The 15,427-nt window shown below is 63.2% G+C and carries 13 protein-coding genes; 2 read left to right on the top strand and 11 right to left on the bottom strand.

Translation table 11 applies throughout. From position 1 onward, the window contains the following. Nucleotides 1-157: 157 nt before the first annotated feature. The 6 genes from NKJ89_RS05090 to NKJ89_RS05065 all read right to left on the bottom strand — a co-directional run bounded on the left by NKJ89_RS05090 (nt 158) and on the right by NKJ89_RS05065 (nt 7,151). A complete protein-coding gene (locus NKJ89_RS05090) occupies nt 158-922 on the bottom strand; it encodes an SDR family oxidoreductase (RefSeq protein WP_352600453.1) in 765 nt (254 codons plus the stop codon). A 38-nt stretch (nt 923-960) separates the two neighbouring features. Then, nucleotides 961-1,095, bottom strand: coding sequence for a hypothetical protein (locus tag NKJ89_RS05085; RefSeq protein WP_352600451.1), 135 nt, complete (start codon nt 1,093-1,095; stop codon nt 961-963). Between the two features lies 1 nt (nt 1,096). Then, nucleotides 1,097-2,203, bottom strand: coding sequence for a mandelate racemase/muconate lactonizing enzyme family protein (locus NKJ89_RS05080; protein WP_352600449.1), 1,107 nt, complete (start codon nt 2,201-2,203; stop codon nt 1,097-1,099). Nucleotides 2,204-2,559: 356 nt separating this feature from the next. After that, nucleotides 2,560-3,711, bottom strand: a complete 1,152-nt coding sequence (locus tag NKJ89_RS05075) for an efflux RND transporter periplasmic adaptor subunit (RefSeq protein ID WP_352600447.1) — start codon at nt 3,709-3,711, stop codon at nt 2,560-2,562. A gap of 15 nt (nt 3,712-3,726) precedes the next feature. Beyond that, nucleotides 3,727-6,903 carry an efflux RND transporter permease subunit gene (locus tag NKJ89_RS05070; RefSeq protein WP_352600445.1) on the bottom strand — a complete coding sequence of 1,059 codons (3,177 nt, stop codon included), beginning with the start codon at nt 6,901-6,903 and terminating at the stop codon, nt 3,727-3,729. Beyond that, entirely contained in the window at nt 6,897-7,151 is a 255-nt protein-coding gene (locus tag NKJ89_RS05065) for a hypothetical protein (protein ID WP_023759032.1), read from the bottom strand. Before NKJ89_RS05065 ends, NKJ89_RS05070 begins: the two co-directional genes overlap by 7 nt. A 245-nt stretch (nt 7,152-7,396) precedes the next feature. On the opposite strand from NKJ89_RS05065, the gene NKJ89_RS05060 reads away from it, so the two are divergent. Then, a complete protein-coding gene (locus NKJ89_RS05060) occupies nt 7,397-7,987 on the top strand; it encodes a TetR/AcrR family transcriptional regulator (RefSeq protein WP_023759033.1) in 591 nt (196 codons plus the stop codon). Between the two features lie 324 nt (nt 7,988-8,311). Here the strand turns inward: NKJ89_RS05060 and NKJ89_RS05055 are convergent, their stop codons facing one another. The 5 genes from NKJ89_RS05055 to NKJ89_RS05035 form a co-directional block, all read right to left on the bottom strand. Next, nucleotides 8,312-9,334, bottom strand: a complete 1,023-nt coding sequence (locus NKJ89_RS05055; RefSeq protein WP_352600443.1) for a LacI family DNA-binding transcriptional regulator — start codon at nt 9,332-9,334, stop codon at nt 8,312-8,314. A 190-nt stretch (nt 9,335-9,524) separates the two neighbouring features. Beyond that, nucleotides 9,525-10,316, bottom strand: a complete 792-nt coding sequence (locus NKJ89_RS05050) for an ATP-binding cassette domain-containing protein (protein ID WP_352600441.1) — start codon at nt 10,314-10,316, stop codon at nt 9,525-9,527. Between the two features lie 3 nt (nt 10,317-10,319). Further along, the gene (locus tag NKJ89_RS05045) at nt 10,320-11,306 is read right to left on the bottom strand and encodes an ABC transporter permease (RefSeq protein WP_023759037.1); all 987 of its coding nucleotides are present in this window, start codon (nt 11,304-11,306) and stop codon (nt 10,320-10,322) included. A 120-nt stretch (nt 11,307-11,426) separates the two neighbouring features. Continuing rightward, complete coding sequence (locus NKJ89_RS05040; protein WP_352600439.1) at nt 11,427-12,362, bottom strand: substrate-binding domain-containing protein; 936 nt, start codon at nt 12,360-12,362, stop codon at nt 11,427-11,429. Between the two features lie 350 nt (nt 12,363-12,712). Next, on the bottom strand, nt 12,713-13,864 hold the full coding sequence (locus NKJ89_RS05035) for a fumarylacetoacetate hydrolase family protein (protein ID WP_352600437.1): 1,152 nt from the start codon (nt 13,862-13,864) through the stop codon (nt 12,713-12,715). Nucleotides 13,865-14,080: 216 nt separating this feature from the next. Here NKJ89_RS05035 and NKJ89_RS05030 point away from each other — a divergent pair, with 216 nt between their 5' ends. Next, the gene (locus NKJ89_RS05030; protein ID WP_502904087.1) at nt 14,081-15,364 is read left to right on the top strand and encodes an NAD(P)/FAD-dependent oxidoreductase; all 1,284 of its coding nucleotides are present in this window, start codon (nt 14,081-14,083) and stop codon (nt 15,362-15,364) included. Nucleotides 15,365-15,427 lie beyond the last annotated feature (63 nt).

The raw sequence follows: 15,427 nt of genomic DNA, 5'->3' as shown, positions 1-15,427 counted from the left end.
CGCACTTTTGCTGCAATTGCTCTCGGCTATCGACCCGGGCAAGCCCTGTCTCGCCAAGGTCGTTTCATGGGATGAAATTACATACACCAAGGTTCATGTTGCGCAACGACTAACGCCTTCGGGACGTATAAATTCAGACTGCAGGCGAAGTCGAAGCCTACCAGCAGACGTAACCGCCATCGACGATCAGGTCGAGGCCGGTGACGAAGCTCGAGGCGCGGCTGGCCAGGAATACTGTCGGTCCGACCATCTCCTCCGGCGCCGCCATGCGCCCCATCGGCGTGTCGCGCTTGAAGATCTTGACCTCTTCCGCCACCTCCGGGCGCTTGTTCATCGGCGTCAGCGTGTAACCCGGGCTGACGACGTTGACCCGCAGCCCGCGGTCGGCCCACTCCATGGCGAGACTCCTGGACATGTGGATGACGGCGGCTTTCGAGGAATTGTAGTGCGCCTGCGTCAGGCCCCGGTTGACGATGGTGCCGGACATCGAGGCGATGTTGATGATCGAGCCCTTGCGTCGCGCCAGCATCTTGCGGGCTTCGGCCTGACAGGACAGGAAGACGCCGGCGACATTGACCTCGTGCACTTTCTGCCATGTCTCCAGCGGCATCGTCTCGGCGGGCTCGGAGCCGGCAATGCCGGCATTGTTGACGGCGACGGTCAGCGCACCGAGTTCGGCCTCGACGCGATCGATCGCCGCCGCGAGATCACCCTCGGACGTCACCGTGCCGGTCAGCACAAGCGCCTTGCGGCCGAGTGCGGTGATCCGGTGCGCGGTTTCGTCCAGTCCACCTTTCGACGCATGGCCGAAACAGGCGACGTCGGCACCCGCCTCGGCCAGCCCGATCGCGATCGCCTGGCCGATGCCGCTGCCGGCGCCCGTGACCAGCGCGACATCGCCGTCAAGTTTGAAAAGATCCATCGATAGCCCTCCCTGCTTTCGGGAAGGTACGCGCTGCGCTACGTCCCGATCAAGCGCCCATCCTCGACCTCGACAATGGTCGGCGAAAACCCGCCGAACGCGCCGAACAGCCAGGCGTAGGGCGCTTCGAGGCGTAAATTGGTCGGCGGGGCTTTGATGCCGCGGAGTTTCATCTCAGCGGCCGACTTCGAAGAAAGCTTTCCCGAGTAGGTCGGGAACGACGTCGATGCCAAGGCCCGGTCCGTCTGGAATGCCCATGCGGCTGCCGGTGACCGGCGGCATGTTCGACGCCGTGCGCACCGTCACCCATTCATGGAAAGCGATGGCGTGCAGCCGGCGCTCTTCAGGCGTCGACAGCGACAGATGCGCCATGGCAGCGGTGTCGATCTCGGCGCCGCCCGTATCCTCGACGGTGATCATGAAGCCGAGGTCGACGGCAAGGTCGCGGATCTGCCGCGTCCTGCTCACGCCGCCGAGCCGCGAGATCTTCAGCGTCAGCCCGTCGGCAGCACCCTTGCGGTGGATGTCGAGCATGTCGTCCAGCGAGGCGACGGACTCGTCGAGCACCATCGGCTTGTCGAGCGAGCGGCGCACCGACATGCATTCGTCGATCGTCGTGCAGGGCTGCTCGAATGTATAGTCGATGGCCCGTGTGGCGTCGGCAAACTGGCGCGCCTGGTAGGGCGTCCAGCCGGCATTGGCGTCGCAGAAGATAACCGTGCCTTTCGGCACCGAGGCGGCGACCGCTGTGATGCGCTCGATGTCGTCGTGGACATTGCCGCCGACCTTGACCTGCAGCCGGTGGAAGCCGTCCTTGACGATGCGCTTGGCCAGCGTGGCCATGGCCTCGACCCTGCCATGCGTGACGACCTTGTAGAGTTCGGCCGTCTCGCTCTCCTGGCCGCCGAGCAGCGTCACCAGCGGCACGTCGGCGGCGCGCGCCGCGAGATCCCAGCACGCCATGTCCAGCGCCGACTTGATGTAGGGATGACCCTTGAATACCGTGTCCATCAGCCGCCCGACGCTGGCAAGCCCGCGTGGATCGTGGCCGATCAGATGCGGGGCTATCTCCACCACGCCGGCGCGGACGCCGGCCGCGAAGGCAGGCGAATAGAAATTGCCGAGCGGCGCCATTTCGCCCCAGCCGGTGAGGCCGCTGTCGGAGGTAATGGACACGATCACAGCGTCGAAGGCATCGGCAACGCGCCCCTTCGACATGCGGTAGGGCCCGTCCACGAAAGGCTGCACGACATGGTAGGCTTTGATGGTTTGGATCTGCACGTGTCTTTTCCGTTGGCTGCGATAGTGGGGACGAGTCAAACGCCTTTCAACGGGCACTGTTCGAGGCCGCGCGCGTAGGAGAGACAGCAACCCAATCAGGTTGTCGACAATCGAACAAGAGCCATTATGAATTCTTCGAAGGCGCCGGCCTGGCGATCATCTCGGCGAGACTGGGCCTCGCCGTTGGTCACCGCGTCATGGCCCGCGCCGATCCCGAGACTGGCCGGCCGATCGCGATGTCACCGGTGTCGGTGCGTCTCGGCCATTCCTGACTGGGGGGACTGCTCACGAAAGCGGCGCCCGCGACCAGTGGGAAGGTCGGGGCGCCGCGCTGAAGCCGGTCCTGACGGGGGAGTTCAGGTGGCCGGCTTTTCCGGCGTTGGAGATACAGGCATTCCGGGTCCGATCTTCTGCAGATTGCCCGTGATGACCTGATCGCCCTCGGCGACGCCGCTTAAGATGGCGACCTGATCGCCGCTCGTCGGGCCGAGCGAAACCAGCCGCTGGTCGACCGTGTTGCCCTTGCCGACGACATAGAGATATTTGCCGAGCTGGCTCGAGCCCAGCGCCGTCTGCGGCACCATGAGCGCATCGGCCTGCTGCCTCACATGCAACCGGACACGAACATATTGGCCGGGCAACAGGGTGAACTTGCCGTTGCCGATCGTCGCTCGCGCGGTGATGGTGCCGGTCGAACGGTCGACCGAATTGTCGATGAAGGTGAGTTCGCCCTTCTGGCTCGCCTCGGTCTGGCCGGGAAGCAGGACCTCGACCTCGATCGGGCCGCTGGCGCGGGCCTGCTCGATCTCGGCCAGATCCGTCTCGCTCGGATTGAAGGTGACGTAGATCGGATCGAGCTGCACCAGCGTGTTGAGCACCGTGCCGGCGACGCTGACCAGCGTTCCGACCGAGGCCTGGTTGCGACCCAGGCGTCCCGCAAACGGTGCGCGGATTTCGGAATAGCTCAGATTGAGCTCGGCCGTGCGGACCGCCGCCTGGTTGAGCGCCAAAGACGCTTGCGCTTCGCGCAAGGTGCTTGTGCGCTGGTCGAAGCCGTCCTTGGCGAGGTACCCGCTCTTGGCAAGCTCGGTGCCGCGGCCAAGATTGGAGCGGGCGTAGTCGAGCGTTGCCATGTCGCGCTGCACCTGCGCCTTCGCCTGGTCAAGAGCGGCCTGGAAGTCGTCAGGCGAGATCTTGTAGAGAAGATCGCCTTGCCGGACGTCGACGCCGTCAGCAGCGTTCTGTTCCTGCAGATAGCCTGGAATCCTGGCTTGCAACGTTATGCTGCGGATCGGTTCCGTCCGCGCGGCGTAGTCGAGGTAGATCGGGATCGTCTTCCTGACGACGCTGACCACCGGCACCGGCATGACGAACGCCGCCGGGGCGGGTGCGGCGCCGGCCGTGCCGGCATTGAGGCTGAGATTGCCCATGTCCAGCAGGTGGACGCTGGCCACCGAGATCGCACCCAGCGCGACAGCCGTTCCCAAAGCGATTTTCCATTTACGCATGATCAGTCTCCAATCTTATTCGGCCGCTTCCGCCAGGGGCGGGAAGGCGTGCTCAGTCGTTGGCTCATTGTCTTGAGTAGCGGGCTCGTCATTGCCGCGGCGTTCGCGCAGCTGTTCGATGACCGCGTAGAAGACCGGCACGAACACCAGCGACAGGATGGTCGCGGCGACCATGCCGCCGAAGACGGTGGTGCCGATCGACTGACGGCTTGCTGCACCGGCGCCGGTCGCAAACATCAGCGGCAGCACGCCGAGGATGAAGGCGAAGGCCGTCATCAGGATCGGCCGCAGCCTGAGCCGGGCGGCTTCCATCGCCGCCTCGACAATGCTCAAGCCTTCCTCGCGCCGTCGCCGGGCGAACTCGACGATCAGGATCGCGTTCTTCGCCGCCAGGCCGATCAGCATAACGAAGCCGATCTGCGAGTAGACGTCGATCTGCATGCCGCGCATCCACAGCACCACGAACGCGCCGAACAGAGCGAGCGGCACCGCCAGCAACACCATGAATGGCATCGCCCAGCTCTCGTACTGCGCCGCCAGGATCAGGAAGACGAAGACGATGGCGAGGCCGAAGACGACGGACGCGATCGATCCTGCCTTGAGCTCCTGGAAGGTGATGCCGGTCCATTCGAAACCGAAATCCCTGGGCAGCGCGGTGGCGGCGGCCCGTTCCATCGCGGCGACCGCCTGGCCCGAGGAGAAGCCCGGTGCAGCGCCGCCATTGATCGAGGCCGAGGCGTTGTTGTTGTAGTGCGGCACGGTTTCCGGGCCGACGAACGGCACGAGCTTGCCCAGTGTGCTGAGCGGCACCATGCCGCCGGAGGCATTGCGCACATAGAGCCGCGAAATGTCGGCAGCGCCCGCACGTGCATCCTTGTCAGCCTGGATGGTCACCCGGAAGGTGCGGCCGAACAGGTTGAAATCGTTGACGTAGAGCGAGCCGAGATAAATCTGCAGCGTGCTGAACACATCCGGCAGGTTAAGGCCGAGCAGTTTCGCCTTGCTGCGGTCGAGGTCGTAGTTGAACTGCGGCGTCGAGGTCGAGAACGGCGAGAACAGCTGCTGCGGATTGATCTCCGGCTGCTTGCGCGCCTCGGCGATCACAGCTTGCGTGGCGTCGTTGAGAGCTGCGCTGCCGCGACCAGTGAGGTCTTCGACGACGAATTCGAAGCCGCCTGTCGTACCGATACCCGGGATCGACGGTGGATCGAAGCTCAGCGCAAACGCTTCCGGGATCTGCATCAGCTTGCCGCGCACGTCGGCGACGAGCTTGGAGGCGCTCTGATCGGGACCGCGTTCCTCCCATGGCTTCAGGATGGCGAACTCGACCGCCGAGTTCGATTGAGCCGCACTGGTCAGGAAGTTCAGGCCGCTGATCGAGCCGACGATTTCGACGCCGGGCGTTGCCTGCAGGATGTCGCGCGCCTTCTTGGCCACCGCGTCGGTGCGTTCCAGCGAAGCGCCGTCGGGCAACTGGATGACGACGAAGAAATAGCCCTGGTCCTCGACCGGAAGGAAGGTCGAGGGCAGGCGCTGCCAGACGAAGTAGGTGGCGACCAGTCCGGCCGCGAACAGGCCGAGCATGATCCAGCGCAGGCGGATGAGAATGCGCACGCCGTGCGCATAGGCATGCGACAGCCTGTCGAAGCCTGTGTTGAACCAGCGGAACGGGGCGAACTGCGTCTCGCCGCGATGCCGCAGGAAGGCGGCACTGAGCGCGGGGCTCAGCGTCAGCGAGTTGAAGGCGGAGATACCGACGGAAATCGCCACCGTCAGCGCGAACTGATTGTAAAGCCTGCCGGAGACGCCCGGAATGAAGGCAACAGGGACGAACACGGCCATCAGCACCGCCGTCGTGGCGATGATAGGACCGGTGACTTCGGCCATCGCGGCCTTGGTGGCCGCCAGCGGTTTGAGCCCGGCCTCCAACTGTCGTTCGACATTCTCGACCACGACGATGGCATCGTCGACGACGAGGCCGATCGCCAGCACCATGCCGAGCAGGGAGAGCATGTTGAGCGAGAAGCCGAGCATCTCCATGACGACCAGCGTCGCCACCAGCGAAACCGGTATGGCGATGGTCGGGATGATCGTCGTGCGCCAGCTTTGCAGGAAGATGAACACCACGGCGACGACCAGCACCAGCGCTTCGCCGAGCGTGATCAGCACGTCATGCATCGACGCCGAGACGAAGCGGGTCGTGTCGTAGTGCATCGCATAGGAGACGCCCTTCGGGAAACGGCCGGACAGCTCCTGCATCTTGTCCTTGACGCGCTGCTGCAGATCGAGCGCGTTGGAACCCGGCATCTGGTAGACGGCGAGCACGACGGTCGGATCCTTGCCAAAGAAGGCGGACGACGAATATTGCAGCGCTCCGAGTTCGATGCGGGCGACGTCGCGCAGCCGTACCAGCGAGCCGGTGCCGGTGTTGGCGCGCACGACGATGTCCCCAAATTCCTTGGGATCGCTCAGGCGACCGACGGCGTTGACCTGCATCTCGAAAGCGGTGCCGGCGGGGGCCGGCGACTGGCCGATCTTGCCGGCCGCCACCTGGACATTCTGTTCGGCGATGGCGTTTTGCACGTCGACCGCGGTGATGCCGAGGTTGGCAAGCTTGTCGGGATCGAGCCAGACGCGCATCGAATAGCGGCGCTCGCCGAAGATCTGCACGTCGCCGACGCCCGGCAACCGCTTCAGCGGATCGACCACCTGCAGATAGGCAAGGTTGCTCAGCGCCACCGGATCGACGGAACTGTCCGGCGATGTCAGGTTGACGATGAGGACGAAGTTCGGGTTCTGCTTCTTGATCGTCACGCCGCCCTGGTTGACGATCGCCGGCAGCGACGAGGCCGCCTGCGAGACGCGGTTCTGGACGTCGACCGCGGCGGTGCTCAGCGAATAGCCGACATCGAAGGTGATTGTGATGGTCGAGGAGCCGTCATTGGAGCTCGTCGACGACATGTAGGTCATGCCTTGCACGCCGTTGATCTGCTGCTCGAGCGGCGTCGTTACCGTGTCTGCCACCACTTGCGCGCTGGCGCCCGGATAATGGGCGCTGACCACGACCTGCGGCGGTGTGATGTCGGGGAACTGGGAGACGGGCAGCAGGAAATAACAAATCGTCCCGGCGAGCACCATGATGATGGCGATCGCTGAGGCGAAGATCGGACGATGGATGAAAAAGTTTACCACGACACACACGCCTCCCCGGCCGCCGTTGCCCTGCCGAAGGCACTGGCAACCCTGGACAACCTTTGAGCGCGCCCGACACCAAACTCATCCTGCGAACGGAATAACGGCACCTCGCGCTGCTGCGCATCGGCGAGTGAGCGAAGCATGTTTTCGAAGGCGCGCGGATCGACGCCATCGGCTTTCATGACCAGCCGGATCATCGGATCCCGGACGGCTTCCTCTATGGTAAGATCGCGGCGCTGTGGCATTGGCCGGCTCCTTGTCTGTCGGTTCGCAGCCCATGCTCGCGAACCGTTTTTCATCTCTTCACCGGCCGAGGCCGCATGATTGGCAGTTTTTCATCCGCCTTCGCCTGGCAGGGCCAGTTCACGGCCTTGTTATTGACGACGGACGATAGAGGTGTTACCAGTAAGTAACATTCTGGAAGTTACAGACCGGTAACACCCTAGTCAAGAGGTGGCCGAGGGTTTTTTGGAAACGAAAGGAGATCATGATGACAGAAGGCGTCGTGGAGCGCTCTCGTCCACGGGAGCGGATCCTGGAGACGGCACGCGACATGTTCCACAAGCATGGCATCAAGGGCGTCGGGGTCGACGCCATCACCGAAGCTGCCGGCACGAACAAGATGACGCTCTATCGTCACTTCGAATCCAAGGACGAACTGATCGTCGAATGCCTGCGCGCCAATGCGGCCAAGGCCGGCGCTATGTGGGATGTATTTGAAGCCGAATTTCCTGGTGACAAGCTTGCCCAGCTGCATGCCTGGGTTCGCAAGGCGGCTGCCATGCTCAATGCTGACGGTCGTGGCTGCGACATGGCCAATGCCGCCGCTGAACTGACCGAGCCGGACCATCCGGCCAGGCTGGTGATCAAGGAGCTCAAGGAAGCCCAGCGTGAGCGCCTTGTAACGCTATGCAGAGATGCGGGTATCGGTCAGGCCGAACTACTCGCCGATACGCTGTCGCTGCTGTTCGAGGGCGCGCGTGTCAGCGTGCAGACCGTGGGAAACGAAGGTCCTAGCATGCAGTTCGTGCGCATGGCCGAAGGGTTGATCGTTTCCTTCCGGGGCACCGCCGCCGGTTGATCTCAACCGCGACTGTTGGCGTCTTGCCCGTCGTGTGACCGAGGCGATGACCGCCGCCCCAACGCGGGCGCACCGGAAATTTCCAAGGACCGAACAAAAAAAGCCCGCTGCCGGGAGGAGGTGGCAGCGGGCTCGATTTCGAATGTGGTGCGGGAGGAGGTGCACCCCATTCAGCGTCGGCATCGCATCTGGGAGGAGTAGATGGCCGACAACCAGAAACTACGATTTGCCCAATGATTCGGCAATAATGAATCCTGCATAGCTGCTGTGCAGATTTGCCGTGTCAATTGTCGTACAAATCCGGGTTGTGCCTTGTCGCCCACCTCACTGCACCGGAATGTTTTCCCTGAAGATCAACCGCGGTTCGATGAACTTCCTGGTAAGGTAGGGCGCCGAGGAGGCAATCGAGCCGAGCAGGCGAATGACCGACTGTTCCGCGATCAGCCTGGCATTTTGGTCGATGACGACATCGAGCAGATCGTCGACCAGATGGCCGCGTGTGTCCTTGGTGAGGTCGTGGCAGATGAACACCGGTTTGCGGTTCGGCCTCGCTTCCCGGATCGCCCTTGCAACGCCCGAATGTCCGGCTCCGACGCAATAGATGCCCAGCAGTTCCGGTTCGTTGCGCAGTGCCTTCATGGTTTCGGCATAGCTAATCTCAGGCTCGTCGTTGATCTCGACTGCGCTGCTCACCGTCAGGTTGGGAAACTCTTCATTGAGCACCGAGCGGAAACCCATCTCGCGTTCCTCGTGGCCGCGATAGGAGCGCGAGCCGACGACCATCGCCAGATGGCCGGTGCGGCCGCCAAGGAAGCGTCCCATCAACAGCGCCGCCGTTCGTCCCGCCACCCGGTTGTCGATGCCGACATAGGCCGAGCGCGGTGCCGCCGGAACATCGGACACCAGCGTCACCAGGCGCATGCCGGCGTCGACGATGTCGCGCAGGATGTTGCGCGTACGCGGATGATCGACGGCGATGACACCGACGCCATTGGCCTTGAGCGAGAGATTTTCGACGGCACTCTGCAGCGCGTTCGGCGAGATGCCTGCGAGGTTGTGGATCCGGCACGAGGCGACGAGCGGCAGGCGCGCGGCGTAATCCTCGATATGGCCGGCAAGATCGCGCATGAAGGCATTGCTGCCGATCGGCAGCAGGAATTCGAGGTGCGCGGGCCGCGAGGGCAGCGTCACCTGATCCGCGACCGGCAGATAGCCGAGCTGCTTGGCCGCCTCCATGACGCGCTGCCGGTTGGCGGCGCTCGCACCCGGCCGGTTGTTGAGCACCCTGTCGACCGTTGCGGTCGACAGCCCGCAGTTGCGGGCGATATCCGAGACGGTGGCTTTCATGCCGGAACCCCCGGCCCGCAATTGCGGGCGTGATCCGAAACGGTGGCTTTCATGCCGCAACCCACGGCCCGCAATTGCGGGCGAAATACGAGACGGTGGCTTTCATGCCGCAACCTATGCGCCGATGCGAGGCCGCGCCAGATGAACGATGCGACCTGAGTGACGGATGATTGCCGTCCATCACAGATAGTCAGTGCGATGGCTTGCCATCGGCAATGGCATCACGGATTTCCTTGTCCGACATGCCGGTGATGATCCGCTCGACTTCCAACACGCTGGTCTTCTTGGGGTCGATGTCGTCGGCGACCACCTTGCCCCGGCGCATGACGACGATGCGGTCGACCACCTGGAAGACATGGTGGATGTTATGCGCGATGAAGATGCAGGAATGACCGGAATCGCGGGCGTTGCGAACGAAGCTGAGCACGCCCTGTGTTTCGGCGACGCCGAGATTGTTGGTCGGCTCGTCGAGGATAATCAGGTCGCTGTCGAAATGCATGGCGCGAGCGATCGCCACCGCCTGGCGCTCGCCGCCCGACAGCGAGCCGATCGGCGTCGTCGGCGGGATGTTCTTGGAGATGCCGACCTGCTTGAGCAGGTCGCGGGCGACCACGTTCATGGCGTCCTGGTCCATCCGGTTGAGGAAGCGCGGCGGCTTGACCGGCTCGCGTCCGAGGAACAAATTGCGGGCGATCGATAATTGCGTAACCAGCGCCGAATCCTGGTAGATCGTCTCGATGCCCTGGGCGATGGCGTCGCTGGTGTTGCGCAAATTCACCTTCTTGCCGCGGATGAAGATGTCGCCGCTGGTCAGCGGCACAGCCCCCGAAAGCACCTTGATCAGCGTCGACTTGCCGGCGCCGTTGTCGCCGAGCAGGCCGACGATCTCCCGTTCGTTGACATGGAAATTGGCATCCACCAGCGCCTGCACGCGGCCATAGGACTTGCGGATGTTCTGCATGCGGATCAGTGGCTCGGCCATGGTTCAAGTCCCTGCCTGATGCCGGCGTTCCAGCCATGAATGGAGCGCCATCATGCCAAGGATGATCGCGCCGATGAAGATGTTGTAGGCAAGGCCTGGCACGCCGATCAGCACGATGCCGTTGCGCATCACGCGCAGGATCAGGATGCCGAGCACGGTGCCGATGATGGTGCCGCGCCCGCCGGTGAGTGCTGTACCGCCGATCACCACCATGGCGATGACTTCCAGCTCATAGCCGGTGCCGCTGTTGGGGTTGGCAGCCGAGGTGCGCAACGAAGAGATGACGCCGGCAAGCGAGGCCATGACCGACGACAGCACGAACAGGCCGATCTTGACGCCGCTGACATTGACGCCGCGGGCGCGCGCCGCATTGGGATTGCCGCCGGCCGCCTGGATCCAATTGCCGGTCCGGCTCTGCGTCAGCACATAGCCGAGCGCGATGGCCGCGGCGATGAACCAGAACAGCGACATGTAGATGCGGAACGGCCCGATGAAGAAATCGCCGACCAGCGCTTCCGCCAGCCAGCTGCCTTCCGCGCTCCAGGTGCGCTGCGGAAAGCCATCGGTGACGAAAAGGGCGGTGCCGCGTACCACCAAAAGCATGCCGAGCGTCACCAGGAAGGACGGGATCTTGAGCTGCGTCACGAACCAGCCGTTGACCAGCCCGATGAAGCCGGCAACCAGCAGTGCGGCGACAAAGCCGACCTCCAGCGATGTCAGGCCGCTGTTGAACAGCGTCCACATCAGCACCGGCGAGAAACCGAACAGCGAACCGACCGAGAGGTCGAATTCGCCCGACGTCATCAACAGCGTCATCGCCAGCGCGATCAGGCCGAGCTCGACCGTGAAGGCAAGCGTGTTGGAGATGTTCTGCGGCGACAGGAAGTCGTGGTTGATGCCCCAGAAAACGGCGATCTCGACGACGAGCAGCACGAAGGGGCCGAATTCTGGCCGTGCGACGAAGTGTTGGATGAGGGAACGATTTTCCACGAGCAACCCGCGACATAGGTGGAAAGGCTGAGCCTTGCATATTCGTGCGTGAACGGCTCTGCGAAAATAGGAAGCCAGTCGCGATCACCGAGGCGATCGCGACTGTTTGGGCACGGGATATTACTTGCCGGACAGGATGTTGTCGTAGACCTGCGCGGTGTCCTTCTCGTAGAGCGCGCCGGTGATGACGTTGAAGCCCGGAGGAATGCCGCTCGCGGCCATATTGGCGAGCGAGAGTGCGACATAGCTGGTCGCCTGCGGATCCTGCCACTGGCCGGCATTGACGTAGCCGTTCAGCACTTCCGGGGTGGTGTCGAGCGAGTTGCCCCAGCCGACGACCGGGATTTCGCCCGGCTTGATGCCGACCTGGTCGAACACCCGCTTGATCGAGCCGGTGACGAGATCGCCGAGGCCGATGATCGCCTTGACCTTGGCTTTGTTGGCTGTGAGGTAGTCGACCATGCGGTTGATCACTTCAGCCTGGTCGAGCGTGGCTTCGGTGATTTCATAGGTGATGCCGAGCGGCCCGAAGACGCTCTTGATGCCTTCTTCTTCCTGGACGCCATAGGTGGCGCCGGGGACCTCGACAGGCATCCAGACGAAGTCGCCCTTCTTCACCAGCCCCTTGTCGACCAGGTATTGTGCCCAGTGCTTGCCGAAGGTGACATTGTCGCCGCCGACATACGCGTTGAAGTCCGCTTTCGGGTCCGGCGTGTTGAAATTGATGATCGGCACTTTCGCCGCACGCGCTTCCTTGACGATCTCTACCAGGCTGCCCGGATCGGGGCTCGTGGTGACGATGCCATCGGCCTTGGCGGAGAGGGCGGCGCGAACCGCTTCCTGCTGCGAGGCGACATCGCCATTGTGGAACGAGGTGTTGACGGTGTTGCCGGTGTCCTTGGCCCATTGCTTGGCGCCGGCCAGGAAGTAGGTCCAGACCGGATCGGCCGGGCCGCCATGCGAAATCCAGTAGAATGTCTTGGCCTGTGCCGCTGCCGGAACAATCGTCAGCGCCACCAACAGGCCGTATAGGACAAGTCTTAGCCGTGTCAGCATTTGATTTCCTCCCGTTTGTCGATGGTCAGTTCTCAATCCGTCCCTTGTTCCGGCGACCGCCGGATTGCGTCTTTGCCAGCGCCGTCAGAGCATTCCCTTTTTCGGCGATTGGCAAGCCTCCGTCTGCAGATGTAGTTGGCGCCTGACGGGGCGCCATCAGCGCTCCCATCAGATCGCATCAGTTGATGTGATTTTTCAGACTGTCGGATAACTGGCGTCGAACTGAGCCGAACGGGTCGTCCTGTTTGCCCGACCTGCGATAGCGCAACCAGCACTGACGAGGATGACGCCGGCGGCCACTCCTCGGACCAGCGTCAACAACCGAACCCACGGCTGCGTGTCGAAAGGTGCTAGATCAGATCGGCCTTCGCCAGTTCCCGCATCAAACGGCTGGCGCCGTAGGTCCAGTGCGGGCAATCGGGCGATAGCCGCACCCTGTTGACCAGCGCGCCGAATTTTTCCGACGAGATGGTGACGATGTCGCCGACCTTGTGGGTAAAACCCTTGCCCTTCTCGCCGCGATCCTTCGACGGCACGAACATGGTGCCGAGATAGAGCGCCAGCCCGTCCGGATACTGGTGGTGCGGACCCATGGCGGCGGCAATCAGCTCTTCCGGCGAGCGGCTGATCTCGGCCATCGAGCTCGCGCCCTCCAGCGAAAACCCATCCTCGCCCTCGACCTTGAGGCGCACGACCGCGCGCTTGACGTCATCGATCGAGAAGGTGTCGTCGAACAGGCGGATGAAGGGACCGAGTGCGGCCGAGGCATTGTTGTCCTTGGCCTTGCCGAGCAGCAGCGCCGAACGCCCCTCGACGTCACGCAGATTGACGTCGTTGCCGATGGTGGCACCGACGATCCTGCCGCTGCTGGCGGCGATCATGGCGATCTCGGGCTCCGGATTGTTCCAGGTCGACACCGGGTGCAGGCCGACATCGGCGCCGAAGCCGACCGAAGCCATCGGCTGGCACTTGGTGAAGATCTCGGCATCGGGGCCTATGCCCACTTCCAGATATTGCGACCAGGCGCCGCGCGCGATGAGCTTGGCCTTGATCTCCATCGCTTCGGGCGAACCGGGCTTCAGCTTCGACAGATCGTGGCCGATCAGTCCGGCGATGTCGGCGCGGATGGCGTCCGCCTTCTCCGCCGAGCCGCGCGCTTGTTCCTCGATCACCCGTTCCAGCAGGCTGACGACAAAGGTGACGCCCGAGGCTTTTACCGCCTGCAGGTCGACTGGGGAGAGCAAATACGGCTTTGCCGGATCGCGCCTGGTTTCAAAACTGTTGGCGGCGATGTCGTCGAGCGACCCGATCGGTTTGCCCTTGGCCGAGCGGACGTGCCCTGCCGGATCGGCCATCTCGCAAAGGTCGCGCATGGTTGGCGCTGTGCGCGACGTGATGTCGAAGACCGTGCCGTCGCGCACCGTGACCACCAGCGGATGCGAGGCGCTGCTGGCGCGGCCGACAAAGAGCCCCTCGGTGGGCAGGTGCATCTGGTTCGTCATGGCGTTTGGTCCTCTGAAATGATCGACAAATGCGGCTGGCTGGATCGGCGCGGCACTTTCACCGGATTCCCTTGAAAGGTCTATCCCGTCGCTGGCGATCGAGATTCCGGCTTCTGATCATCTGTCGGGTTCACAGACGACAACTGAAGTGCTCTTTCAAAAATATGAAATCGTCACTACAATTTTCACTGATCCACAACGCATCCAGGTGACCCTTTGTCCGCACCATTCTCCGATCCCATCTGGCGCAAGCCGCAGTCAGATTCCAGGTTTCGATCGCTTTTTCCAAGCGGTGATCGTGTCGATATCGTGGTTGTCGGCGGTGGGATCATGGGGCTGTCGACTGCCTTGCATGCTGCCCGCCTTGGCCTGTCCGTGCAGGTGCTGGAGGCCGGCGAAATCGGCCAGGGTGCATCAGGACTGAATGGCGGCCAGGTCATTCCCGGCCTGAAATATGATCCGGAATGGCTACTGGCGCATTTTGGCCCGGAGCGCGGCGAGGCTCTCGTCGATTTCGCCGCCTCGACCGCCGATGCCGTCTTCGAGTTGATCCGCGGCGAAAAATTGGCGGTGCCGTTCGTTCGCAATGGCTGGATCCAGGCGGCGCACACCGAGGTCGCGCTGAAGGCCGCGGCAAACCGTGACCGGCAGTGGCGGGCGCGCGGTGCCGATGTCAGGCTTTTGGGCGCGACGGAGATTACGGCGATGACCGGCGCGCAGGGCTATCTCGGCGGCTGGCTCGATCGCCGCGCAGGTGTCATCGATCCGCTTGCTTACACATCGGAACTGGCACGAATTGCCGCGGCAGCGGGCGCGAAAATCGCCGAACACCAGAAGGTGGTCCGGTTGGAGAAGAGCGCCGGCGTTTGGCGGATCTCAACCGAGAACGGGGTGCAATTGCAGGCAAAAGCGGTCGTGCTGGCGACCAATGCCTATACGGATGGTCTGGTCCCCGGCCTCGCCGAGACGATCGTGCCGTTGCATTCGTTCCAGATCGCGACAGCGCCATTGCCGCCCGATTTTTCAACCACGATCCTGCCTGAGGGGCAGGCGGTGTCGGACTCCAGGCGCATTCTCGTCTACTACCGCAAGAGCGCCGACGGACGGCTGGTGCTTGGCGGGCGTGGCCGCATGGCCTTGCCGACGAGCACCAGTGACTGGGCACATCTTGAGCGGGCGCTGCGGCGGCTCTATCCCGTGCTGTCCGAAATCGCTATCGAGAAGCGCTGGTTCGGCCGGGTGGCGATGACGCCGGACCACCTGCCGCACATCCACGAGCCGGAGCAGGGCCTGCTTGCCGTGGTCGGCTGCCAGGGCCGCGGTGTCGGACTGATGACAGCGCTTGGCGGGCGTATCGCTGGCTATCTCCAAAGTGGCGATGCGAGGCAATTGCCGTTCCCGCTTTCGCCGATCCGGCCGATCCCATTCCACGCCTTCCGGCAGGTCGGCGTCGCCGCGACCATCGCCTGGTATCGCCTGCTCGACGCGCTGGAGCGCTGACCACGGCAATTCATTCCAGCGGGGTTCGGTTGGGATTCCGCTTGACAGTTTCATGAATATGAA

Source organism: Mesorhizobium sp. M0047 (assembly GCF_040323315.1).
Classification (GTDB): Bacteria; Pseudomonadota; Alphaproteobacteria; order Rhizobiales; family Rhizobiaceae; genus Mesorhizobium.
The sequence above is the reverse complement of the archived record's forward strand: the minus strand, read 5'-3'. Positions and strand labels throughout refer to the sequence as shown.